Genomic DNA, 22506 nt, shown 5'->3' on the forward strand with positions numbered 1-22506 from the left:
GAGGGCGAGGATCGCGCCGCCCATGAACGCGCGAATGAGCCTGTCGCGCGCGGTGCGCGGGTGTGAGAACGCGCTCAGTCGCCGTCCGGAAGCAGGTCGGGCCGCACGCGTCGCGTGCGCTCCAGGCTCTGCTCGCGCCGCCACGCCGCCACCCGCGCATGGTTGCCGCTGAGCAGCACGTCGGGCACCTCCCGCCCGCGCCAGACGGCGGGCTTGGTGTAGATCGGGTACTCCAGCAGCCCCGCGTCCTCGTGCGACTCCTCCACGAGGCTCTCGGGGTTGCCGACCATGCCGGGAATGAGCCGCGCGACGGCCTCGATCATCGCCATCGCGGCGACCTCGCCGCCGTTGAGCACGTAGTCGCCGAGGCTCACGAGGCGCACGCGGCCCCGCTCGGCGTACTCGTCGATGACGCGCTGGTCGATGCCCTCGTACCGCCCGCACGCGAACGCGAGCTGCGACTCCTCGGCCAGCTCGCGTGCCATGCGCTGTGTGAAGCGCTCCCCCGCGGGCGACGGCACGATGAGCACGGCGTCGTCGCCCAGGATCTCGTCGAGCGCCTCGCCCCAGGGCTCCGGCTTCATGACCATGCCGGCGCCGCCGCCGTACGGGGTGTCGTCGACCGTGCGGTGCCGGTCGTGCGTCCAGTCGCGCAGGTCGTGCACGCGCACGTCCAGCAGGCCGCGCTCGCGCGCCTTGCCGACGAGCGAGACGCCGAGCACATCGAAGAACGCCGGGAAGATCGTGACGATGTCGATGCGCATGTCAGCTCTCGGCGGCGTCCTCGTCCGCCGGCGGCTCGTCCGGCAGCTCCTCGAACAGGCCGGCGGGCGGCGTCACGACGATGCGGCCGCCCTCCACGTCGACCTCGGGCACGATCGCCGCGACGAACGGGACCATGACCTCCCGGTCGCCGGACTTGACGATGAGCAGATCCTGCGCCGGGAAGTGATCGACGCGGGCCACCTTGCCCACCACGGATCCCTCGCGGATCACGTCCAGCCCGACCAGCTGGTGGTCGTACCAGGCGTCGGGTTCGGCCGGCTCGTCCTGATCCTGGTCGACCCACAGGATCGCCCGGACGAGCGTCTCGGCCTCGTTGCGGTCCTCGACTCCCTCGAGGAAGACCACGGGGTGCCCGTTCATCCACTTGAACTCACGGACGGTCACGCTCCTGCCGTGCCACTTGGAGCCCTCGGGCACCTGCAGCGTGAACGACGCCCCCGGCACGAAGCGCCGGTCGGGGTCGTCGGTGTACAGCTCCACCTTGAGGGCGCCCTTGAGGCCGTGAGCCTTCAGCAGGCGACCGACGCGGAGCTGCGTCCTCCCTGCGCGCGGTGTCGCCACGTCAGCCGTCCGCGACGTCGACGCGCACGCGCTTGCCGTCCGCGAGCGCCGCCACGACGGTGCGCAGCGCCTTCGCGGTCCGACCGCCGCGCCCGATCACGCGCCCCCGGTCCTCGGCGGCGACGTGCACTTCGAGCACGTCGCCCCGCGGGGACGAGGAGGACACGATGCGCACGTCGTCCGGGCGATCCACGATCCCCTTGACGACGTGCTCGAGCGCGGCGGCCAGCACGGCGATTACTCGGCGGTCTCGGCCGGAGCCTCGGCCTCGGCGGGAGCCTCGGTGGGCTCCTCCGCCTTCTTCTCGACCTTGGGCTTGACGACCGACTTCTTGCTGGCGTCGATCTCGAACGCCGGCTTCTCGCCCTTGACCTGGACGGTGGACTTCGCGTCCTTCTCGCCCTTGAAGGTGCCCCAGTCGCCCGTGAGCTTGAGGATGGCGCGGACCTGCTCGGTCGGCTGGGCGCCGACCGACAGCCAGTACTGCGCGCGCTCCGAGTCGACCTCGATGAACGAGGGCTCCTCGGTGGGGTGGTACTTGCCGATCTCCTCGATCACGCGACCGTCGCGCTTGGTGCGCGAGTCGGCGACGACGATGCGGTAGTACGGTGCGCGGATCTTGCCCAGGCGCTTCAGACGGATCTTGACAGCCACGATTCTCCTGTGGTGTGTGAAAGTGAACGAACCATTCGCCGGTGCGTGGGGTCATGCACGCCGGCGGGAAGCTCAAAAGGGTGGATCGCTGCGCTGGATAGAGGGTCGAGCGCGCGCTCCAAACCTCTATTCTGCCAGATCCGTCGGCCCGCGACGAATCCCGGACCGCACCGTGTCGCTTTCTCGCGAATGATTCGGAACTTGCACATCGCGTCGAGTTAGGTGAACCTTGCTTGAGGCTCCCGAAGTTAGGTGAGCCTCACCTCTACCCGCTGATGTGCCACCTCCGAAAGTGAGGCCCCCGTGGTCCGCAGGCCCCTCATCGCTCTCGTCACCGGCGCCGCGTCCCTCGCGCTGCTCGCCTCGTGCGCCGCCGACACCACCGCGGACGCCGGCGGCGGCTCAGACGACACCATCACGGTCGAGCACGCGCTCGGCACCACCGAGGTGCCGGCGCACCCGGAGCGGGTGGCGGCGGTCGGCTGGGGCAACCACGACACCGCGCTCGCGCTCGGGATCGCGCCGGTGGGCGTCGACGACCAGACCTGGTCGATGGACGGCAGCGACGGCCTCGGCATCTACGAGTGGTCGCTCGACGCGTACGCCGAGCTCGGCGCCGAGGATCCCGTGATCTTCGACACGACCGACGGCGTGGACTTCGAGGCCATCGCCGACGCCGCGCCCGACGTCATCATCGCCGCGCAGTCGGGCCTGAGCGAGGAGGACTACGCGACCCTCAGCGAGATCGCCCCCGTCGTCGCGCACCCCGGCGTGCCCTGGCTCACCGGCTGGCGCGAGTCGATCGCACTCAACTCCGAGGCGCTCGGCATGAAGGCCGAGGGCGAGGAGCTCATCGCCGACCTCGAGCAGCAGATCGCCGATGCCACGGCCGAAGCCGGCTTCGAGGGCAAGACCGCGGCGTTCTTCTCCTTCAACGAGGCCGACCTGTCGACCACCTCCGTCTACACCGACGGCGACGTGCGCTCGGCGTTCCTCGGCGACCTCGGCTTCGACATGCCGCAGGTCGCCATCGATGCGGCCGAGAGCGGCACCTTCTACGCCGACATCGCCGCCGACAACGCCGACCAGCTGGCCGATGTCGACGTCATCGTGACCTACGGCCACGAGTCGCTGCTGGCGGCCCTGCAGGCCGACCCGCTGTGGAGCACCGTGCCCGCTGTTCAGAACGGCGCCGTCGTCACGGTCGGCGCGGGCGAGCCGCTCAGCGGCGCCGTGAGCGCGACCGCGCTGTCGATCCCGTGGATGCTCGACGAGTACGTCGGGCTGCTCTCCGACGCCGTCGCCACGGCGGAGTGAGACGGCACCTGTGACGATCGGCCTGGCCGCACGCCGGGGCGCCCCCACCACCACGGTGCGGGCGCCCCGGCGCGGCGTCGTCCTCGCGGCAGGCATCGCCGCGGTCGGGCTCTCGATCGTGCTCTCCCTCGCCTTCGGCTCGCGCTTCGTCAGCCTCGCCGAGGTCGTCGAGGGGCTGTCGGCGTGGACCCGCGGCGAGGTCGCGGCCGACATCGGGGCGATCGCCGTGCAGGAGCGCATCCCGCGCACGGTGCTCGCGCTCCTGGCCGGAGCCGCGCTCGCGATGTCGGGCGCCGTCATGCAGGCGATCACCCGCAACCCGATCGCCGATCCGGGGATCCTGGGCGTCAACACGGGCGCCGCGCTGTTCGTCGTGTGCGGCATGGCGCTGTTCGGCATGACCACGGCGTTCCAGTTCCTCGGCCTGGCGCTGGCCGGCAGCCTGCTCGCCGCCGCCTTCGTCTACCTCGTGGGGTCGGTCGGGCCGGGCGGCGCCACGCCCCTCAAGCTCGCCCTCGCGGGCGCGGCGACGACCGCGGCACTCTCGTCGCTCGTGAGCGCCGTGCTGCTGCCGCGCGCGCAGGCCATGACCGAGTTCCGCTTCTGGCAGGTCGGCGGCGTGGGCGGGGCCTCGTGGGAGAACATCGGCATCGTCGCCCCGCTGCTCGCCGTCGCCGCCGCCGCGGCGTTCGCGCTCGCGCCGGCGCTGAACGCCCTCGCCCTCGGCGACGACGTCGCCGTGGGGCTGGGCGTCAAGGTCGGCCGCACCCGCGCGGTCGCCGCGATCGCCGGCGTGGTGCTGTGCGCCGGGGTGACCGCCGTCGCCGGGCCGATCGCCTTCGTCGGCCTCATGATCCCGCACGTGGTGCGACTCGTCTCGGGCCCGGACCAGCGCTGGCTGCTGCCGCTGTCCGCCCTCGGCGGCGCCGTGCTGCTCACGCTCGCCGACACGGCGGGGCGCGTGCTCGGCTCGCCCGGCGAGGTCGAGGCCGGCATCCTCACGGCCTTCCTCGGCGCGCCCGTGCTCGTCGTCATCGCCCGCCGCACCCGGATGAGGGCGCTCTGATGGCCGTCGCCCTCGCCCCCGCCGCCGCGACCGACATCGCGGCGCTGCGCCGCGGCCGCTCCCGGCGCGCGCGGCGCCGCGTCGTCGGCATCTCGATCCTGTCCGTCCTGCTCGCGGGGCTCGTCGTCGCGATGGTGATGCTCGGATCCACGATCTACCCGGTCTCGGATGTGCTCGCCGTCCTGGCCGGCCAGGACGTGCCGGGGGCCTCGTTCACGGTCGGGCGGCTGCGCATCCCGCGCGCCGTCACGGGGGTGCTCGCGGGCATCGCGCTCGGCATCGCCGGGTCGACGTTCCAGACGCTGCTGCGCAACCCGCTGGCGAGCCCCGACGTGATCGGCATCACGTCGGGCGCCAGCGCCGCCGCCGTGCTCGCGCTCGTCGTCCTGCACCTGTCGGGCGGCGTGACGATGGTGTTCGCGCTGGCCGTGGGCATCGCCACCGCGGTCGTCATCTACCTTGCCGCGCGCGGCGGCGACTCCACGGGCGGCCGCCTCATCCTCATCGGCATCGGCGTGGGCGCCATGCTCGACGCCGTCGTGTCGTACCTCATCCAGCGCGCCGCCGAGTGGGACGTCGCCACCGCGATGCGCTGGCTCACCGGCAGCCTCAACGGCTCGCGGATGGAGGACGTACCCCCGCTGCTCGTCGCCGTCGTCGTGCTCGTGCCGCTCGTGCTGCTGCTCTCGCGCGACCTCGACGCCCTGGCGCTGGGCGACGCGTCGGCCACCGCGCTCGGCGTGCGCGTGGACCGCGCGCGCGTGCTCCTCATCGTGTGCGCCGTCGCCCTGGCGTGCTTCGCCACCGCCACCACCGGGCCGATCGCCTTCGTCGCGTTCCTGGCGGGGCCGATCGCCGCGCGCATCATGGGCGCGGGCTCGTCGCTCGTCGTGCCGTCGGCGCTCGTGGGCGCCTGCCTCGTGCTGGCGGCCGACCTGCTCGGGCAGTTCGCCTTCGGCACCCGGTTCCCCGTCGGCGTCATCACCGGCGTCCTCGGCGCTCCGTACCTCCTGTATCTGCTCATCCGATCCGCCAAGCGAGGTCGCTCATGACCGCACACGTCCTCGAGGCCCACGGCCTCCGCGCCGGCTACGGCGCCGTCACGATCGTCGACGGCGTCGACCTCGCGCTGCCGCCGGGCAAGATCAGCGTCATCGTGGGCGCCAACGCCTCCGGCAAGTCCACGCTGCTGAAGACGCTCGCGCGCCTGATCACGCCGCAGGCCGGCTCGGTCGTGCTCGACGGCGCGGCCATCGGCGAGGTCCCGACCAAGCAGCTCGCGCGCACGCTCGGCCTGCTGCCGCAGATGCCCGTCGCGCCCGAGGGGATCGCCGTCGCCGACCTCGTCTCGCGCGGTCGGCACCCCCACCAGAAGCTGTTCCGCTCGTGGACGGCCGAGGACGAGCAGGCCGTGGCCCGCGCCCTCGCCGAGACGGGCACGACCGAGCTGGCCGACGCCCCCGTCGACGAGCTGTCGGGCGGGCAGCGCCAGCGCGTGTGGATCGCGATGGCGCTGGCGCAGGAGACCGAGGTGCTCCTGCTCGACGAGCCCACCACGTACCTCGACCTGGCGCACCAGGTCGAGGTGCTCGATCTGCTCACCGACCTCAACCGCGAGCGGGGCACCACCATCGCGATGGTGCTGCACGACATCAACCTGGCCGCCCGCTACGCCGACCACCTGTTCGCGATGCGGGACGGCCGGCTGCTCGCCTCCGGCGCCCCGGGCGAGGTCGTCACCGCCGAGCTAATCCGAGACGTCTTCGGGCTCGACGCCCTCGTCATCCCCGATCCCGTCTCCGCCACCCCGCTCATCCTGCCGCGCGGCCGTCACCACGTCGTCGAGGGCGACGCCGCCGCGACCGGACCAGCCACCGCGACCCCGCAGGGAGCCACCGCATGACCATGACCGCCGTCGACACCCGGCCCCACCGCTTCTTCCGCGGCCGCGTGGCGCGCATCCAGGACCTCACGCCCAGCTTCCGCCGGTTCACCTTCACCGGCGACGACATGCACGAGTACGCCGACACCGGCTTCGACCAGCGCGTGAAGATCGTCTTCCCCACCGACAGCGCGACGCTCGATGCGATGCCCGACGGCGAGGACTGGTACCTGCGCTGGCGCGAGCTGCCCGCCGAGAACCGCCCGCCGTTCCGCACCTACACGACGCGCGCCGTGCGCCCCGAGGCGGCCGAGGTCGACATCGACATGGTGGCCCACGGCGTGCAGGGGCCGGCCTCGGCCTGGATCGAGAGCGCCCGCGTCGGCGACGAGGTGATGATCTTCGCCCCGACCGTGCACCACGAGGGCGTGAGCCTGGGCATCGACTTCGTGCCGCCCGCCCGCACCGAGCAGTACCTGCTCGTCGGCGACGAGACGGCCGCCCCGGCGATCGCCGTCATGCTCGAGCAGCTGCCGCGCGAGGCCACCGGCGTCGTCGTGCTGGAGGTGCCGGACGAGCGCGACTGCGCGTACCTTCCCTCCCACCCGGGCTTCCGCGTCTACGCCGCGGGGCGCGGCGCGGGCGAGCGCCACGACCACCTGCTGCGCGCCGTCGAGGCGCACGCGGCCGTGCTGTGCCCCGAGGGCCGCGGCGCCGAGGTCGAGGAGATCGACATCGACGCGGGCCTGCTGTGGGAGGTCCCGCGCACGGCGAAGGGCGGCGCCGCCCTGAAGTCGGCGCCGCTGTACGCGTGGATCGCGGGCGAGGCGAGCGCCGTCAAGCAGCTGCGCCGCCACCTCGTGCAGCAGGTGGGCGTCGACCGCCGCGCGGTGGCCTTCATGGGCTACTGGCGCCTGGGGCGCGCCGAGAACGAGTAGCGCCCAGGCTCACGCCCAGTCGAGCGTGCGGGCGACCGCATCCTTCCAGCGGGCGAGGCGCTGCTCGCGCTCGTCCTCATCCATGGCGGGCTCCCAGCGCCGGTCCTCGGCCCACAGCGACTCGAGCTCCTCGAGCGACTCCCAGAACCCGACCGCCAGGCCCGCCGCGAACGCGGCGCCGAGGCACGTCGTCTCCGAGACCGCCGGGCGCACCACGGGCACGCCCAGGATGTCGGCCTGGAACTGCATCAGCAGCTCGTTGTGCACCATGCCGCCGTCCACGCGCAGCTCGGCGAGCGGCACGCCCGCATCGGCGTTCATCGCGTCGATCACCTCGCGCGACTGGAACGCCACCGCCTCGAGCGCCGCGCGGGCGAAGTGGCCCCTGTTGGCGTAGCGGGTGAGCCCCGCGATGACCCCGCGCGCGTCGGAGCGCCAGTGCGGCGCGAACAGGCCCGAGAACGCGGGGACGATGTGCACGTCCCCGTTGTCGTCCACGGTGCGGGCCAGCGTCTCGACCTCGGGCGCCGTGCGGATGATGCCCAGGTTGTCGCGCAGCCACTGCACGAGCGAGCCGGTGACGGCGATCGAGCCCTCCAGGGCGTACACGGGCGCCTGCTCCCCCAGGCGGTACGCGACGGTCGTGATGAGGCCGTGCTCCGAGCGCACGATCTCCTCGCCCGTGTTGAAGAGCACGAAGTTGCCCGTGCCGTAGGAGTTCTTCGACGTGCCGCGGTGGAACGCCGCCTGCCCGAAGGTGGCGGCCTGCTGATCGCCGAGGATGCCGGAGATGGGCGTCTCGCGCAGCAGGCTGTGCGGGTTGGCCGCGGCGTACACCTCGCTCGACGAGCGGATCTCGGGAAGGATCGCGCGCGGGATGCGGAAGACGTCCAGCATGTCGTCCGACCAGTCGAGCGTGCGCAGATCCATGAGCAGCGTGCGGCTCGCGTTGGTCACGTCGGTCACGTGCACGCCGCCGCCCTCCGCGCCGCCCGACAGGTTCCACAGCAGCCAGGTGTCGATCGTGCCGAACAGCAGCTCACCCGCCTCCGCGCGCTCGCGGGCGCCGTCGACGTTCTCGAGGAGCCACGCGAGCTTGGACGCGGAGAAGTAGGCGTTCAGCGGCAGCCCCGTGATGTCCGCGAAGCGATCGTGCCCGCCGTCGGCCGCGAGCTCGTCGATCCGATCCTGCGTGCGCGTGTCCTGCCACACGATCGCGTTGTGGATGGGACGCCCGGTGGCCTTCTCCCACAGCACGACGGTCTCGCGCTGGTTGGTGATGCCGATGGCGGCCACCTCGTGGCGGGTGATCTCGGCCTTCGACAGCGCCTGGCCGATCACCTCGCGCGTGTTGCGCCAGATCTCGAGGGCGTCGTGCTCGACCCAGCCCGGCCGGGGGAAGATCTGCTGATGCTCCGTCTGCCCCGTGGCGATGACGCGGGCCCTCCGGTCGAACACGATCGCCCTCGTCGACGTGGTGCCCTGGTCGATCGCGACGACGTACTGGGGGTTCGACACGGGGGTACTCCTTCGTTGCCTCGTTCGGGACGTGGCACCAGGCTAGAGCGGTGCGCGCGCGATCGGCGCGCCGGGTGCACGAACGTGCGGGGCGTCAGCCGCCCACGAGCTGGCGCGCCAGCTCCTCGTCCAGCACGAGGTCGGTGACGACGCGCGCCGCCAGCGCACCGCGCACCGCCGGCAGCTTCGGGGTGCCCGAGACGACGCAGACGCGGCGCGGCACGCGGCGCAGCCGGTCGATGCCGGGACCCGTCGCCCGCGCATTCAGCGCGATGTCCCGCCACGTGCCGTCCGCGCGGAAGAACACCGTCGCCACGTCGCCGACGGCCCCGTCCTCCCTCAGCCCGCGGTAGTCGGCCTGCTCGAGGTAGCCGCCCACGTACACGCGGCTCGGCACCTCGGCCAGCGGCGAGCCGAGGCCGAAGATCGCCACGTCGATGCGGTCCTGGATGCCGAGCACGCGGCGTGTGCTGCGCTCGCGCCACATCGCCTGCTTCGTGGCCGGGTCGTCGAAGAACGCCGGCACCGGGAACTGCTGCACCCGGGCGCCGAACGCCTGGCCGAAGCGGTCGAGGATCTCGCTGGCGTACTCGATGCCCGACGTCTGGGTGTTGCCGGCGCCGTTGAGCTGCACGACCGTCGTGCCGTGCGTGTCGCGCGTGGGCAGGTGGCGGCTGATCGCCCCGATCGTCGATCCCCAGGCCACGCCGATGGCCATGTTCGAGTCGACGAACCCCGAGATGAGGCGCGCGGCCGTCAGCGCGACGCGCTCCAGCCGGTCGACCTCGCTCACTCCCGGGCCGACCGGCACGACGTGCGCGGCGATGCCGAAGCGGTCGCGGATCTGCCGCTCCAGGGCGGCGCCCTTCTCGAGCGGCGAGTGGATGCGGATGTCGACCAGCCCGGTCTCGCGCGCGTGGCTGATGAGGCGCGACACCGAGGAGCGCGACGTGTGCAGCTCGCGGGCGATGGCATCCATCGTGAGGTCCTGCAGGTAGTACAGCTGCGCCGCCGTGAGGGCGCGGAGGAGCTTCGGGTCGCCCGCGCGCGCCGGCGATCCGCCTCCCGCGCCGTCGATCACGTCCGTCATGCCTCGCACCCTCCTGCACATTCGTGCACTCGCCTTGCGCATCATCCCCGGCCCGCCCAGCCTAGTCCTGAGCGCGGTGAGTCGGCCGCGCGCTTCCCCCGAGCCGAAGGAGCCCGATGAGCATGCCTGCAGCCACGCACCGCCGCGAGGAGACGATCGCCGCGATCCGCGAATCGGGCCGACCCCAGGTGCTCGTCATCGGCGGCGGCATCAACGGCATCGCGACGTTCCGCGACCTGGCGCTGCAGGGCGTCGACGTGGTGCTCGTCGAGCGCGGCGACTTCGCCTCGGGCGCCTCGGCGGCCTCGAGCCACATGATCCACGGCGGCATCCGCTATCTCGAGAACGGCGAGTTCCGCCTCGTGCACGAGTCGGTGCAGGAGCGCAACGGCCTGCTCGCCACGGCGCCGCACTACGTCAAGCCGCTGAAGACGACCATCCCGATCTACTCCTTCTTCTCCGGCCTGCTGAACGCGCCCATGAAGTTCCTCTTCAACCGCTCGGGCAAGCCCGCCGAGCGCGGCGCGCTCATCATCAAGGCCGGCCTCGTGATGTACGACCTGTTCGCCAACTCGGGCCGGGCCACGCCCTGGCACGCGTTCCGCGGCCGCTCGCGCTCGCTGCGCGAGCTGCCCCGCCTGAACCCCGGCGTGAAGTACACGGCGACCTACTACGACGCCTCCATGCACGACCCCGAGCGGCTCGCGCTCGACGTGCTCGGCGACGGCGTGCGCGCCGGCGGCCGCGCGCTCAACTACGTCGAGGCCGTCGGCCGCGACGGCCGGTCGATCGTGCTGCGCGACCACGTCACGGGCGAGGAGTTCACCGTCTCCCCCGACGTCGTCGTCAATGCGTCCGGCCCCTGGACCGACCTCACGAACGAGGCGCTCGGCGACGCGACGACGTACATGGGCGGCACGAAGGGCTCGCACATCGTGCTCGACAACCCGGAGCTCGTGAAGGCGACGGGCGGACGCGAGATCTTCTTCGAGCACGAGGACGGCCGCATCGTGCTCATCTACCCGATCAAGGGCATGGCGATGGTCGGCACCACCGACATCCCCGCCGACCCGCGCGAGCCCGCCCGCTGCACGGACGAGGAGGTGTCGTACTTCCTCGACCTCATCGCCCACGTCTTCCCCGACGTGCCCGTCTCGCGCGACGAGATCGTGTACAAGTTCAGCGGCATCCGCCCCCTCCCGAAGAGCGACGCCACCGTCGCCGGGCAGATCTCGCGCGACTACCGCGTGGAGGCCACGGAGCTCGGTGGTCTTCCCGTGCTGAGCCTGGTGGGCGGCAAGTGGACCACGTTCCGCGCGCTCGGCGAGACGCTCTCGACGCGCGTGCTCGAGCGGCTCGGAGCGCCGCGCCGCGTGAGCACGAGGGGGCTGGCGATCGGCGGCGGCCGCGACTACCCCCGCACGCTCGGCGACCGCGCCGTGTGGCTGCGCCGTCACCTCGGCGGCGAGGACGACCGCACCCGCCTGCTGCTGGAGCGCTACGGCACCAGGGCCGCCGACGTGTGGGCGCACCTGACCGCGGGCGAGGACGAGACGCTGCTCGGCGGCGAGCTGTCGACGCGCGAGCTCGACTGGATGGTGCGCGAGGAGCACGTGGTGCATCTGGCCGATGTCGTGCTGCGCCGCACGTCGCTCGCGTTCACCGGCCGGGCCGACGTCGCCTCGCTCACCGTGATCGCCGACGCCCTCTCCCCCATCCTCGGGTGGGACGAGGACACGCGCGCTCAGGAGCTCGCGGACACGATCGGCCTGCTGCGCGAGGAGCACGGCGTCGATCTCCCCGACTACGCCACGCGCTGACGCCCGTGACGTGACCCGCCCGCTCCATGCGGTCGGGTTTCTCGCGAGCGCTGCCGCTCGCATCCCTTACACCCGATGAAGGAGTCCCCACACCATGACAACGATGTCACGCCGTCGCAACAGCGCGCTCGTGATCCTGTCGCTCCTGCTCTGTCTGATCTCGGCCGTCGGTGCCGCGATCGTGCAGACCGGCGGCGGTTCGACCGAGGTCAAGGACCTGAAATGGGAGACGAGCTCGGGCCGCGCCATGAACGCGCTCCTGTTCGTCCCCGAGAACGCGACGGCCGATGAGCCCGCGCCGGCCGTCGTGGTGAGCCACGGCTGGTGGAACAACCGCGAGATGCAGACCGCGAACTACGTGGAGCTCGCGCGCCGCGGATTCGTGGTGCTGTCGATCGACATGTACGGCCACGGCAACTCCGACCCGCTGCCGGCCGATGAGCTGGCCGTGGGCGGCACCGGCATGTACGACGCCGTGAAGCTGCTCGCCGACCTGCCCTATGTCGACGTCGACCGCATCGGCGTCGAGGGGCACTCGAACGGCGCGCGCGCCGCGAACTTCTCCGTTCAGCTCGACAACGAGGCGGACGAGCAGCTCATCTCGTCGGTCATGCTCGTCGACAACGAGGCGTTCTACACGGACGAGGACGGCGCGTACACGAACATCTACGGCTCGCGCGACGTCGGGCTCGTCGCCGACCAGTACGACGAGTTCTTCTTCCGCTCGTACACTGCCGAGGGCGCCGTCGCGACCACGCCGCGCGAGTTCGCGGGCACGCCCAATGCGCAGTCGTTCCTGCACTTCGGCGAGGACCCCGAGGGGCTCGACGAGCGCGTGCCCGACGAGTACTACACCGAGACGATCGACGGCGAGGAGGCCGTGCGCTTCCTCAGCACGCCGGCGCAGACCCACCCGTGGGGCCCGCAGTCGAAGTACACCACCGCGGATGTCGTGGGCTTCTTCGACACCACGCTGGGCGCCCCCAACCCCATCGAGCCCACCTCGCAGGTGTGGCAGTGGAAGGAGCTGTTCACGGCGCTCGGCCTGATCGGCTTCGGCATGTTCCTCGTCGTGTTCACGCGCGAGCTGCTGTTCACGCGCGCCTTCGCGGGCCTGCGCGACGAGGTGGCCCCCGCCGAGAAGACGACCGCGAAGGGCCTCGCCTGGTTCTGGGGCGGCCTCGTCGTGTCGGCCGCGATCTCGGCGCTGTCGTACGTGTGGCTGAGCCAGCAGTCCTGGCTGACGGGCATCGTCCACAACGCCGTGCCCAACCCGGTGCCCACCGGCTCGGTGTTCTTCATCGCCGTGTGGGCCGCGGTCAACGGCGTGGCGGCGATCGCCATCATGCTGCTGTCGTACTTCCTGTACGGCCGCAAGGCGGGCCAGAGCCCCCGCGCGCTCGGCATCTGGCCGGGCTGGAAGCGCCTGCTGCAGAGCGTGGGCCTCGTGGCCGTGGCGACGACGGCGACCTTCCTGCTCGTGTTCCTCGCGGACTACTTCTTCAAGACCGACTTCCGCCTCTGGGTGCTGGCCGTGAAGGTGTTCCCGCAGGACAAGATCTGGTACGGCCTGTTCCTGGTGCCGCTGTTCCTGATCTACTTCGTCGCGAACTCCGTGTCGATCAACGTGTTCAACCGGTTCACGCTGGCCGGCCGCGAGTGGGTGAACACCGCCGTGCTGGCGCTGTTCAACTCCCTCGGCCCGATCGTGCTCGTGCTGCTGCAGTACCTCACCTTCTGGGTGACGGGCGACCTCGTGCCCGGATTCGGCGGCATCTACAGCATCTGGCTGTTCCCGGTGGTCGTGATCCTGGCGTTCACGGCCGTCGTCACGCGCAAGATCTACCGCGAGACGAACAACCCGTACATCGCCGGCATCCTCAACGCCGTCGTCGTGTCGATCGTCTCCGTGTCGAACTCGCTCGTCATGACCTACTGATCCGCCCCAGCGAACGGCCCCGGAGTCTCGGCTCCGGGGCCGTTCGCGCACCGGTTCAGGGGCGGGCGCGCTCCAGCGCGTCGCGGAAGAGGCGCGCGCGGCGGGTGACCTCGTCGGTGTCGCCGGCGGCCAGCGCCGAGGCGGGGACCAGGTCGCCTCCCGCGCCGACGGCCACGGCGCCCGCCGCGAACCACTCCGCCAGGTTCTCGGGCGTCACGCCGCCCGTGGGCATGAGCGGCACGTCGGGGAACGGCCCGCGCAGCGCCCGGAGGAACGACGGGCCCACCGCCGAGGCCGGGAAGATCTTCACGACGTCGACGCCCGCCGCCGTGGCCGTCATCACCTCCGTGGGCGTGAGCGCGCCGGTCATGGCGACGGCGCCCGTGGCGCGCATCTGCGCGGCGAGCGCCGGGACGGTGCCGGGACTGACGAGGAACGCCGCGCCGGCGTCCGCCGCCTCGCGCGCCTGCGCCGCCGCCGTCACGGTCCCCGCGCCCACGTACGCGACATCGCCGTGGCGCCGGATCGCCTCCGCGATCACGGCCGCGGCGTCGGGCGTGGAGTACGTCACCTCGATCCCCGTGATGCCGCCGCGCACGAGCGCGTCGATCGCGTCGAGGGCCGCGGCGGCGGCGGGCGCGCGCAGCACCGCGAACACCCCGGCGTCGCGTGCCCGGATCAGTCGGTCCTCAGCCATGGTCTCCCCTACATGTCCCGTGTGCTCGACAGCGCGATGGCGGCGCACTCGTGCCCTCGTCGCAGGCTCTCTCCCACCGGCGCGTCGTCCAGCACGCCGGAGAGGAAGCCCGCCGCGAACGCGTCGCCGGCCCCCACCGGCTCGACGACGTCGACGCGCGGCGCGGCCTCGAAGATGCGCGCGTCGCGCGCGTAGGCCGTCGCACCCACCGCGCCGTCCTTCACGACGAGCGTCGCCGGGGTGTCGAGCAGCGCGCGCACGTCGTCGGCGTCCCGCGTGCCCCACAGCCCCTCGGCCTCGTCGAGCCCGACGAACGCGATGTCGGCGCGGCGGGCCAGGTCGCGCAGCACGGGGGCCGCGCGCGCGGCGTCCCACAGCGGCGCGCGGTGGTTGACATCGAAGCTCACGGGAACGCCCGCCTCGCGCGCGGCGTCGAACGCGGCCGAGAGCAGCGCGCGGCAGCCGGGCGAGAGCGCGGCGGTGATGCCGGTCACGTGCAGCAGCGCGACCTCGCCCCAGTCCACGCCGGCGAGCAGGCGCGCGTCGGCGTGCGACGCGGCCGACCCGGCACGGTAGTAGTGCACCCCGCCGCCCGGGTCCTTCACGTACAGGCCCGTCGGGTGGGCGTCGTCCCACTCGATGCGCGTCGTCACGCCGACGGCGCGCAGCGATCGCGCGACGCGCTCCCCCATCGGGTCCCGGCCGAGCCGACCGAGCCAGACGGCGTCGTGCCCGAGCGCCGCCAGCCGCGCCGCGACGTTCGACTCCGCGCCGCCGGGCTCCATCCGGAACAGGTCGGCGTCGACGACGGGCTCGCTGGCGACCGGCGCGATCACGGCCATCGTCTCGCCGATGCACAGCACGGGCCGGCGGTCAGCGGGCATCGTCCCGCGCCTCGCCCGTGTAGCCCAGGCTCGCGCTGATGCCGCGCGCGGCGCGCATCACCTGCTCCGACACCTCGCGCAGCCGGGAGATGGGCAGCTCGAACTCGAGCGCCGAGATGCTCACGCCGCCGATCGCCCTGCCGGACGAGTCGAGCACCGCCGCGCCGATGCAGCGCAGGTTCGCCTCGTTCTCGCCGTTGTCGATCGCCCAGCCCCGCTGCCGCGTGGCCCGCAGGTCCTCGAGCAGCGACGCGACCGTCGTGTGGGTGGCCTCCGTCACGCCGCGCATGCCCGTGCGGTGCATGATCTCGGCGACCTCCTGGTCCGACCGCGCCGCCAGCACGGACTTCCCGATCGAGGTCGAGTGCAGCGGCACGAGGCCTCCCACGCGCGAGACCATGCGGTACGAGCCGCGGCCGTCGAGCTTGGCGGCGTACATGACGGCGTCGTGCTTGACGAGCCCGAAGTGCACGGTCGCCCCGGTCGCCTCGCGCAGCGCCTCGAGGTGCGGCCTGGCCTGCCTGTTGATCTCGGCGTCGTCGCTCAGCAGCCCCGCCAGCGCCAGCATGCGGCGCCCCGGCCGGTAGCGCTTCGCGTCGTCCTGGTACACCCAGCCGTTCGCCACGAGCTCCGAGAGGATGCGGTGGACGGTGCTGTTGGACAGGCCCGTCGCCTTCGCGAGGTCGGACAGCCGGTCGTTCGAGAGCACGGCCTCGAGCACCGCCAGCCCCTTCGCGAGGGCGGACGCCTGCCCCGTCTGATCGCTCATCCCCACCATTCTCGTGCCGGGCTCCCTCTCCGCGGCGCCGCGTGCCGCGATGCCGTCGCGCGCGGCCATCAGCGGATGCCGGCGACGGGGATGCCCTCCGCGTCGTCGTACGTCGCGTTCTCACCGGACGTCGCCCACACGAAGCTGTAGGAGCCCGTCCCGGCGCCGAAGTGCATCGACCAGCTGGGCGAGACGACGAGCTCGCGATCCGCGACGACGAGATGGCGGCTCTCGTCCGGCTCGCCCATCACGTGGAACACGCGGTCGTCGGGGTCCAGATCGAAGTAGAGATAGCACTCCGTGCGACGGTCGTGCGTGTGCGGGGGCATCGTGTTCCAGACGCTCCCGGCATGCACCGTGGTGAACCCGAAGGCGATGTTCGCGCTGGCGGTGCGCCCCTCGATGACGCACTGGTGCAGCGTGCGGCGATTGCCCGAGGCCGCGTCGCCGAGCTCGACGATGTTCATGCGCTCCCGCGTGATGAGGGTGTTCGGGTGCGCGGCGTGCGCGGCGGCCGTGAACACGTAGAACGCGGCGGGATCGGACGGATCGTCCGACGCGAACGTCACGTCCCGAGTGCCGCACCCCAGGTACAGCGCCGTCGTGTGGGCCAGCGCGTACGTCTCGCCGTCGGCGGTGACGGTGCCGGGACCGCCCACGTTGAGGATGCCCGCCTCGCGGCGCTGCAGCAGGTGCTCGGCGCGCACCTGGTCGGGCAGCGGCAGGGCGATCGGCTCGCGCTCGGGCACGATGCCGAAGGCGGCGATGCGGTCGTGGTGCGTGTAGACGCCGTGCGCCTCGCCGGGGACGAACAGCCCCTCGGCGAGGAACGCGCGCCGCAGCTGCGCCGTGTTCATCGCGGCGGTCGCCTCGGGGCTGTGCGCGTAGAGCGTGCGGATGTCCATCAGTTCCCTCCCTCGTGGGTCTCGCGCCAGGCGGCCAGCGCCTCCATGGCGAGGCCCTGGCCCCATGGCTGCGGCCGATCGTCGCGGATGACCGAGTAGCCGAACGGGATCAGCTGCAGGATCGTGCCGGCGCTCACGCGCGTCAGCACGCCGTCGTCGACGTACGCGACGGCGCCGAGCACGGCGCGCTCGCCCGCCGCGCGCAGCCGGGCGTGGCGCTCGGCCCCCAGCCGCTCGGGTCCGAGCGCCGCCGCGGCGCGCAGCAGCGCCGCGCCGAGCCCGGCGGCAGCGGACGTCTCGAGGATGCCGCGCACCTCGACGGGCGAGTCGACGAGCACGTCCCACACCCCGTGATCCGGCTGCAGCGCGGCGACCGCCTCGAGCAGCGGCACGAGGCGCTCGGCCACGGCGGCGCTGCCCGTCGCGGCGAGCAGGTCGGCGCCCGCCAGCGCGAACCACGCGTTGGCGCGGCCCCAGTGGCAGTCGATCCGCACGCCCTGATTCGTGCCGTGCACGAGCAGGGCGCTGTCCGGGTGCTGCAGCAGGTCGGCGTGACGCAGCCACTGCTCCTCGGCCTCGCTCACGAGCTCGGGCCGCGCCAGCGCGCGGCCGGCGCGCAGCAGGAACTGGCCCGCCATGTACACCGTGTCGGCCCACACGCCGCCCGGCCAGTGCTCGAGTGCGCCGTTGGGGGCGCGGGTGGCCTCGGGCACCCGCTCGTACCAGGTCAGGCAGGCCTCCAGCAGCGCCGCCGTCTCGGGCCGCGGATCGCGCGCGTGCAGCTCCGCGAGCGCCGCGCCGGGCGCGAGGTTGTTGACGTGCTCGAGGACGGGAGGCGCGGCGAGGTACGGATCCATGAAGGAGCGCACCCACTCCGGCGCCCGCTCCCCGCGGGCGTCGGCGAGCCGGAGCGCGGCGAGCAGGCACACGCCCTCGCCCCAGAACCAGCGGGTCATGCCCCACGCCGCGGTCTCGCGCTGGAGGGCGTCCTCGATGCCCTCCCGCGAGGCGAGGAACGCGGCCGGGGTCAGCGGCGTCCGCGGCGCGGCCGCGAGCTCGGCGGAGGAGAGGTCTTCACCGGCCATCGCGCGCGATCACCTCCCGCGTGGCGGCGAGGGCGCCGGCGATGTCGAGCTCCAGCTCGGCGCCGCCCCACGACACCGTCGCCCTGTCCTGCCCGAAGCCGAGGGTCACGGCCGGATTGTCGAGGTGCGGCTCGGTCTCCGGCACGCCGCCGGCGAAGCCGGCGGGCGCGTCGTCGACGAGGAAGGGGCCGTCGAAGGTCAGCTCGAGCGCCGGCGCGTCGACGCGGCGCCAGCTGACGCCCGGGTCGTGGTCGCCCTCGGGGTTCCACACGAGCTCGCCGTCCTCCAGGCGCGACGCCCACTCCTCGAACGGCCCGTCCTTCGCGGCGCGCCCGACCACGGCGACCCACGCCGAGCCCCCCGCCATCGGCAGCCACTCCTGCTCCGCCGTGTCGCCGTGCGACATCACCCGCACGCCGCCCTCGGTCGCGACCGCGACGTACCCGTCGCCGCGCCGGCCGAAGAGCCACTCGTCGCCCACGAGCACCTCGTCGAACTGCGCGACGGGGAACCACAGGTGGGTCTGCGGGCGCGGATCGGTGGTCGTGAAGCGCTGCACGTGCACGAGCGCCTCGCGGTGCTGGTGCACGCGGCCGAGCACCCGGTGCCCCGCCCACCCGTTCGGACGCGCCGCCGAGCCGGTGTCGGCGTTGGCGGGATGCGTGACGAAGACCTGCAGCTCGCGGCCGAGCGTCGCGCCCCACAGGTGCTCCTGCAGGCCCGGCAGCCCCGAGCGGTAGTCCTGCACGCTCGCGAGCATGACGTCCGGGGTGCGGAAGACGCGCAGGTCCGAGCGGTACGGGCGATCCAGCAGGTCGCGCTCGAACGCCAGCGCACCGCGGTACACCTGCCGCCCGTCCCATTCCTCCGGCTCGCGGGCGGCGAGCTCCCGCACGACGGCGGGCACCTCGTAGCGTCGCGCGAGCGCGAGCGCCGTGACGGGCAGCACGGCGTCGTTGAGCGTGCCGACGCCGCCGATCAGCCGCAGCAGCGGCGAGGTCTCCTCGTACCGGCTGCTGCGCAGCGTGTGCACGTACGAGCGGCCGTGCGCCGCGCCGTGCACCCCGCGCCACGAGTTGCTCGTGAGCGTGACGAGCACCTTGTCGAGCAGCGTGCGCGCCGCCGAGGCCAGCGCGGCATCCGCGCCGAGCTCGATGAGCGCGGCCAGCGCGTACGAGTCGATCGCGAGATACGCGTTCGAGTCGAACTCGCTGAAGCCGCCCTCGAGCTTGCGCGCGATCCACGCCGCCGCGCGCGCCCTGCCCTCGCGGGCGTGCTCGGCGCCGGTCCGGCCGTCGACCGGGAAGACGTCGTCCGGGAACGCCTCGCCCGCGAGCGTCTGGGCCGTGTGCCACACGAACTGGTGGTTCTCGGTGAAGTAGCACATGGCGTCGAGGCCGGGCTGGGTGATCCAGTACTTCATGCCCGTGAGCTCGGCCCGCACCTGCGCGCGCAGGTCGCCGTCCCACGCCTCGGCGGGGATCCAGTGCCACGCGAACAGCATCGCGATGACCTCGAAGTCGGCGCAGTCCCCGCGCGTGACGACGCGGTGGCGCGCGGAGGCGAGGTCGGCCGCCGTCACGCGCGTGCCCGGGTCGAGCGCGTGGCGCGCGAGCACGCCCGCCACGCCCGCCTCGCGGACGTCGTCGCCGCCGCCGCTCACGTGCGTGAGCACCTCGCGGCGCCACTGCTCGGGCGTGCCCGTGCTGGCCTCGCGGCTGTCGCGCGGCAGGTGCGCCACGCGCAGCCGCACCGTCTGCGGGCAGCGGTCGTCGTCCAGCCCCACCTCGACGATGGACTCGCCCGTGCTGAGCATCGAGGCGCCGGCCGAGCGCGCGACGTCCGCGCCCTCGTCCTCCTCCTCCTCGGCGCCCACCAGCGAGTACCGCGCGTGCCCGTCGGCGTCGGTCGTCACCCGCTGCCAGGCGCCGTCGCCCACGCGCACCCGCAGGGCCACCCCCGGGGGCGCGCTCAGCACGCCCGCGTCGCCCTCCTGCGCCCAGCTCGTCGACGCGACGCGCGAGAGCACCGTCTCGGCCAGCCGCGCCGCCGTCTCGTCGGCGCCCTCGGAGGGGATCACGACGCGCACCGGGAGCCCGACCACGCGCAGGCGCGCCACGTGCCTCACCTCGCGGAACGCGACCTGCCAGGTGGCCAGGTGCACGGTCGTGGCGCGCGAGTGCAGGCGCACGCGCACGCTGTGCACCTCGGGCTCCATGTACGACACCGTGCCGCCCCGCAACACGACCTCGCCGTCGACCCACAGCACGAACGGCCCCGTCGTGTGCAGCTCGAGCGTGCGCCACTCCGCCTGGTCGACCTCGAGCACCGTCGCGGCGATCGCGGCGCGGTACTCGGGCGTGAAGCAGAACGCCGACCAGTCGAGCAGCCCGTCCCATCCGGTCCGCACGCGGCGCCACGCGCCCTCGTGCGTGGCACCGAACGACCGCCAGGCGATGGGCCGGCCCTCGCCGATCGCGGGCAGCGGCTGATCGGTGTCGATCGCGTGCGCCGCCAGGATGCGCTCCTTCAGCGGCCCCACGTCGGGGCCCTGCGTGAGCACCCAGCGCCCCTCGTCCGCGGACGGCAGGCCGTCCGAGAAGCGCTCGTCGCGCCACGGCGAGCCGTCGGAGGGGAGGAAGTCGGCGAGGTCGTCGCACGGCAGCGCCCAGGCGGGCGACACGAGCCAGTCGCGGACGGTGCCGTCGGCGTCGGTGACGTGCACCGTGCGGCCGGTGCGGGCGGGAAGGGATGTCATAGGTCCTCGAGGGTGGAGCGGTGGGAGGGGATCACTTGATGCCGGTGTTGGCGATGCCGGTGGCGATCTGCCTCTGGAAGATGAGGAAGATGATCAGCACCGGGATGGTGGAGACGACGCCCATCGCGAGGATGAGGTTGAAGGGCACCGTCAGCTCGGCGTTGAAGCGGGCCAGCGCGACCGGGAGGGTGTACACGGCCTCGCTCTGCGCCACGACGAGGGGCCACAGGAAGTCGCTCCAGCGCCACATGACGGAGAAGATCGCCACGACGGCCAGCGCGGGCGTGCACAGGGGCAGCACGATCTGCACGAAGGTGCGGAACTCCCCCGATCCGTCCACACGGGCGGCCTCGATCAGCTCGTCCGGGATGGAGAGCATGTACTGGCGCAGCAGGAACACGCCCGTCGGCGTGGCGGCCGCCGGGATGATCATGCCCCACAGGGTGTTCACGAGGCCCAGCGAGGCCACCACCTGGTAGACGGGGATGAGGATCACCTGCAGCGGGATCATGATCGTCGCGAGCGTGAGCAGGAACAGCAGGTTCTTGCCGCGGAAGTTGTACTTCGCCAGCGCGTAGGCCGCCATCGAGTTGATGGCGAGCGTCAGCACGGTGGCCGCGATCGTGACGATCACGCTGTTGCCGAGGTACTGCACGAAGTTGAAGCGGCTGAGCGCCTCGGTGTAGTTGCCGAGCCCCCACGACTCCGGCAGCAGCGCCGGCGGCCGCTGCGCGAGCTCCGTGGGCGTCTTGAACGAGCCGAGGAACATCCACAGCAGCGGGATGAGGCAGGCCAGCGCGCCCGCGGTGAGCACGACCACCCGCAGGGCGTCCGAGAGCCTCACCGGCTTGCGGCTGATCGATGTCCAGGTGCGCTTGGGCGCCGTGCCGGTGGTGATGAGACGCGTCTCGCTCATACCGCTTCCCTCCTGCGGCTCACGATCCAGTTGACGATCGTCAGCGCGAACACGACGAGGAACAGCAGCACGCCGCCCGCGGTCGCGATGCCGAACCGGATCGGCGACTGGAAGCCGTTCTCGTAGATGTACTGGACCATGAGCATGGTCGCGCCGACCGGCCCGCCGCCCGTGAGGGTCCAGATGAAGTCGAAGGACTGGAAGCCGTGGATCGTGGCGAGCACGACCACGACGACAATGCTCGGCTGCAGCAGCGGCAGCGTGATCACGCGGAACTGGTCCCAGCTGGTGGCGCCGTCCATCTTCGCCGCCTCGTACAGGGCGGGATCGATGGACTGCAGGCCGGCGAGCAGGATCAGCATGTAGAAGCCGACCTGCATCCACACGCCCACGAGCACGACGGCGACCATGGCCCAGAACCCGTCGACGAGCCACGGCACTCCGGGCACGCCGATCGCGCCGAGCGCGGTGTTCACGAGGCCGTTCTCGCGCTCGAGCATCCAGTTCCAGATGAGGCCGACGACCACGGGCGAGACGAGCACGGGGATGAAGAAGACGGCGCGGAAGAACGTCTTGCCGCGCCCCTGCGCGTTGACGAGCACGGCGATCGCGATCGCGGCGGCGGTCGCCAGCAGCACGTAGGCCACCGCGAACACCGCCGTGTTGCGCGCCACGGTCCAGAACTCGGCCGAGGTGAGGATCTGCTCGTAGTTGCCGAGGCCCTCCCAGCGGAACGTGCGCCCGTTGCTCGACGAGTACAGCGACATGTTGAAGCCGTTGAGCGCCGGGTAGATCGTGAAGATGGCGAAGATCGCCATGTTCGGGATGAGGAACAGGTACGGGGCGATGCGGATGCCCCACCCTCCCGGGGGGGGGGGGGGGGGGGGGGGGGGGGGGGGGGGGGGGGGGGGGGGGGGGGGG

General features: G+C 72.6%; 21 protein-coding genes. 7 read left to right on the top strand and 14 right to left on the bottom strand.

The genetic code is table 11. The annotated features are described in order from the left end of the window. Positions 1 to 74 precede the first annotated feature (74 nt). Genes trmD through rpsP form a run of 4 tightly spaced genes read right to left on the bottom strand, consistent with a single transcriptional unit; the run spans position 75 to position 2001 of the window. On the bottom strand, positions 75 to 764 hold the full coding sequence (gene trmD / locus ACODR5_RS01410; protein WP_449853281.1) for a tRNA (guanosine(37)-N1)-methyltransferase TrmD: 690 nt from the start codon (positions 762 to 764) through the stop codon (positions 75 to 77). Between the two features lies 1 nt (position 765). After that, entirely contained in the window at positions 766 to 1347 is a 582-nt protein-coding gene (gene rimM / locus ACODR5_RS01415) for a ribosome maturation factor RimM (RefSeq protein WP_460815332.1), read from the bottom strand. 1 nt (position 1348) lies between these two features. After that, a complete protein-coding gene (locus ACODR5_RS01420) occupies positions 1349 to 1579 on the bottom strand; it encodes an RNA-binding protein (RefSeq protein WP_449853283.1) in 231 nt (76 codons plus the stop codon). A 5-nt stretch (positions 1580 to 1584) separates the two neighbouring features. Continuing rightward, positions 1585 to 2001 (bottom strand): 30S ribosomal protein S16, encoded by a 417-nt coding sequence (gene rpsP, locus ACODR5_RS01425; protein WP_460815330.1) that lies wholly within the window; start codon positions 1999 to 2001, stop codon positions 1585 to 1587. A 303-nt stretch (positions 2002 to 2304) separates the two neighbouring features. Between rpsP and ACODR5_RS01430 the strand changes: the two genes are divergently transcribed. Genes ACODR5_RS01430 through ACODR5_RS01450 form a run of 5 tightly spaced genes read left to right on the top strand, consistent with a single transcriptional unit; the run spans position 2305 to position 7204 of the window. Next, entirely contained in the window at positions 2305 to 3318 is a 1014-nt protein-coding gene (locus ACODR5_RS01430; RefSeq protein ID WP_488982490.1) for an iron-siderophore ABC transporter substrate-binding protein, read from the top strand. 10 nt (positions 3319 to 3328) lie between these two features. Next, complete coding sequence (locus ACODR5_RS01435) at positions 3329 to 4384, top strand: FecCD family ABC transporter permease (RefSeq protein ID WP_488982491.1); 1056 nt, start codon at positions 3329 to 3331, stop codon at positions 4382 to 4384. Continuing rightward, positions 4384 to 5436, top strand: coding sequence for a FecCD family ABC transporter permease (locus ACODR5_RS01440; protein ID WP_488982492.1), 1053 nt, complete (start codon positions 4384 to 4386; stop codon positions 5434 to 5436). The genes ACODR5_RS01435 and ACODR5_RS01440 overlap by 1 nt, the downstream gene beginning before the upstream one ends. Beyond that, positions 5433 to 6287 carry an ABC transporter ATP-binding protein gene (locus tag ACODR5_RS01445; protein WP_460815323.1) on the top strand — a complete coding sequence of 285 codons (855 nt, stop codon included), beginning with the start codon at positions 5433 to 5435 and terminating at the stop codon, positions 6285 to 6287. The genes ACODR5_RS01440 and ACODR5_RS01445 overlap by 4 nt, the downstream gene beginning before the upstream one ends. Beyond that, the gene (locus ACODR5_RS01450) at positions 6284 to 7204 is read left to right on the top strand and encodes a siderophore-interacting protein (RefSeq protein ID WP_488982493.1); all 921 of its coding nucleotides are present in this window, start codon (positions 6284 to 6286) and stop codon (positions 7202 to 7204) included. The genes ACODR5_RS01445 and ACODR5_RS01450 overlap by 4 nt, the downstream gene beginning before the upstream one ends. A gap of 9 nt (positions 7205 to 7213) precedes the next feature. On the opposite strand, the gene glpK is transcribed toward ACODR5_RS01450, so the two are convergent. Then, positions 7214 to 8722, bottom strand: a complete 1509-nt coding sequence (gene glpK, locus ACODR5_RS01455) for a glycerol kinase GlpK (RefSeq protein WP_488982494.1) — start codon at positions 8720 to 8722, stop codon at positions 7214 to 7216. 94 nt (positions 8723 to 8816) lie between these two features. Next, a complete protein-coding gene (locus ACODR5_RS01460; RefSeq protein ID WP_488982495.1) occupies positions 8817 to 9812 on the bottom strand; it encodes a sugar-binding transcriptional regulator in 996 nt (331 codons plus the stop codon). Positions 9813 to 9928: 116 nt separating this feature from the next. On the opposite strand from ACODR5_RS01460, the gene ACODR5_RS01465 reads away from it, so the two are divergent. Then, complete coding sequence (locus tag ACODR5_RS01465; RefSeq protein WP_488982496.1) at positions 9929 to 11632, top strand: glycerol-3-phosphate dehydrogenase/oxidase; 1704 nt, start codon at positions 9929 to 9931, stop codon at positions 11630 to 11632. 103 nt (positions 11633 to 11735) lie between these two features. Continuing rightward, entirely contained in the window at positions 11736 to 13571 is a 1836-nt protein-coding gene (locus ACODR5_RS01470; protein WP_488982497.1) for an alpha/beta hydrolase family protein, read from the top strand. 55 nt (positions 13572 to 13626) lie between these two features. On the opposite strand, the gene ACODR5_RS01475 is transcribed toward ACODR5_RS01470, so the two are convergent. The 8 genes from ACODR5_RS01475 to ACODR5_RS01510 all read right to left on the bottom strand — a co-directional run bounded on the left by ACODR5_RS01475 (position 13627) and on the right by ACODR5_RS01510 (position 22403). Continuing rightward, positions 13627 to 14268: a bifunctional 4-hydroxy-2-oxoglutarate aldolase/2-dehydro-3-deoxy-phosphogluconate aldolase gene (locus ACODR5_RS01475; protein ID WP_488982498.1), complete on the bottom strand. Its 642-nt coding sequence runs from the start codon at positions 14266 to 14268 to the stop codon at positions 13627 to 13629. Between the two features lie 8 nt (positions 14269 to 14276). Next, positions 14277 to 15152 carry a sugar kinase gene (locus ACODR5_RS01480; RefSeq protein ID WP_488982499.1) on the bottom strand — a complete coding sequence of 292 codons (876 nt, stop codon included), beginning with the start codon at positions 15150 to 15152 and terminating at the stop codon, positions 14277 to 14279. After that, entirely contained in the window at positions 15142 to 15921 is a 780-nt protein-coding gene (locus ACODR5_RS01485) for an IclR family transcriptional regulator (RefSeq protein ID WP_488982500.1), read from the bottom strand. The genes ACODR5_RS01480 and ACODR5_RS01485 overlap by 11 nt, the downstream gene beginning before the upstream one ends. Before the next feature lie 68 nt (positions 15922 to 15989). Then, on the bottom strand, positions 15990 to 16826 hold the full coding sequence (gene kduI / locus ACODR5_RS01490) for a 5-dehydro-4-deoxy-D-glucuronate isomerase (RefSeq protein WP_488982501.1): 837 nt from the start codon (positions 16824 to 16826) through the stop codon (positions 15990 to 15992). Next, positions 16826 to 17911 carry a glycoside hydrolase family 88 protein gene (locus ACODR5_RS01495; RefSeq protein WP_488982502.1) on the bottom strand — a complete coding sequence of 362 codons (1086 nt, stop codon included), beginning with the start codon at positions 17909 to 17911 and terminating at the stop codon, positions 16826 to 16828. Before ACODR5_RS01495 ends, kduI begins: the two co-directional genes overlap by 1 nt. Continuing rightward, positions 17901 to 20669, bottom strand: coding sequence for a hypothetical protein (locus ACODR5_RS01500; protein ID WP_488982503.1), 2769 nt, complete (start codon positions 20667 to 20669; stop codon positions 17901 to 17903). The genes ACODR5_RS01495 and ACODR5_RS01500 overlap by 11 nt, the downstream gene beginning before the upstream one ends. 31 nt (positions 20670 to 20700) lie before the next feature. Next, positions 20701 to 21585 carry a carbohydrate ABC transporter permease gene (locus ACODR5_RS01505; protein WP_344000228.1) on the bottom strand — a complete coding sequence of 295 codons (885 nt, stop codon included), beginning with the start codon at positions 21583 to 21585 and terminating at the stop codon, positions 20701 to 20703. After that, positions 21582 to 22403, bottom strand: a complete 822-nt coding sequence (locus tag ACODR5_RS01510) for a carbohydrate ABC transporter permease (RefSeq protein ID WP_488982504.1) — start codon at positions 22401 to 22403, stop codon at positions 21582 to 21584. The genes ACODR5_RS01505 and ACODR5_RS01510 overlap by 4 nt, the downstream gene beginning before the upstream one ends. Between the last annotated feature and the right edge of the window lie 103 nt (positions 22404 to 22506).

This window comes from Microbacterium sp. FG3 (genome assembly GCF_057809335.1).

What these genes read in the sequence shown, in the direction of transcription:
- ACODR5_RS01440 (WP_488982492.1), top strand. Translation starts at nt 4,384, where the DNA reads ATGGCCGTCGCCCTCGCCCCCGCCGCCGCGACCGACATCGCGGCGCTG.
- ACODR5_RS01450 (WP_488982493.1), top strand. Translation starts at nt 6,284, where the DNA reads ATGACCATGACCGCCGTCGACACCCGGCCCCACCGCTTCTTCCGCGGC.
- ACODR5_RS01485 (WP_488982500.1), bottom strand. Translation starts at nt 15,921, where the DNA reads ATGAGCGATCAGACGGGGCAGGCGTCCGCCCTCGCGAAGGGGCTGGCG.
- ACODR5_RS01510 (WP_488982504.1), bottom strand. Translation starts at nt 22,403, where the DNA reads ATGGCGATCTTCGCCATCTTCACGATCTACCCGGCGCTCAACGGCTTC.
- ACODR5_RS01460 (WP_488982495.1), bottom strand. Translation starts at nt 9,812, where the DNA reads ATGACGGACGTGATCGACGGCGCGGGAGGCGGATCGCCGGCGCGCGCG.
- ACODR5_RS01470 (WP_488982497.1), top strand. Translation starts at nt 11,736, where the DNA reads ATGTCACGCCGTCGCAACAGCGCGCTCGTGATCCTGTCGCTCCTGCTC.
- ACODR5_RS01445 (WP_460815323.1), top strand. Translation starts at nt 5,433, where the DNA reads ATGACCGCACACGTCCTCGAGGCCCACGGCCTCCGCGCCGGCTACGGC.
- ACODR5_RS01480 (WP_488982499.1), bottom strand. Translation starts at nt 15,152, where the DNA reads ATGCCCGCTGACCGCCGGCCCGTGCTGTGCATCGGCGAGACGATGGCC.
- ACODR5_RS01500 (WP_488982503.1), bottom strand. Translation starts at nt 20,669, where the DNA reads ATGACATCCCTTCCCGCCCGCACCGGCCGCACGGTGCACGTCACCGAC.
- kduI (WP_488982501.1), bottom strand. Translation starts at nt 16,826, where the DNA reads ATGGACATCCGCACGCTCTACGCGCACAGCCCCGAGGCGACCGCCGCG.
- ACODR5_RS01475 (WP_488982498.1), bottom strand. Translation starts at nt 14,268, where the DNA reads ATGGCTGAGGACCGACTGATCCGGGCACGCGACGCCGGGGTGTTCGCG.
- ACODR5_RS01495 (WP_488982502.1), bottom strand. Translation starts at nt 17,911, where the DNA reads ATGGCCGGTGAAGACCTCTCCTCCGCCGAGCTCGCGGCCGCGCCGCGG.
- trmD (WP_449853281.1), bottom strand. Translation starts at nt 764, where the DNA reads ATGCGCATCGACATCGTCACGATCTTCCCGGCGTTCTTCGATGTGCTC.
- ACODR5_RS01505 (WP_344000228.1), bottom strand. Translation starts at nt 21,585, where the DNA reads ATGAGCGAGACGCGTCTCATCACCACCGGCACGGCGCCCAAGCGCACC.
- ACODR5_RS01465 (WP_488982496.1), top strand. Translation starts at nt 9,929, where the DNA reads ATGAGCATGCCTGCAGCCACGCACCGCCGCGAGGAGACGATCGCCGCG.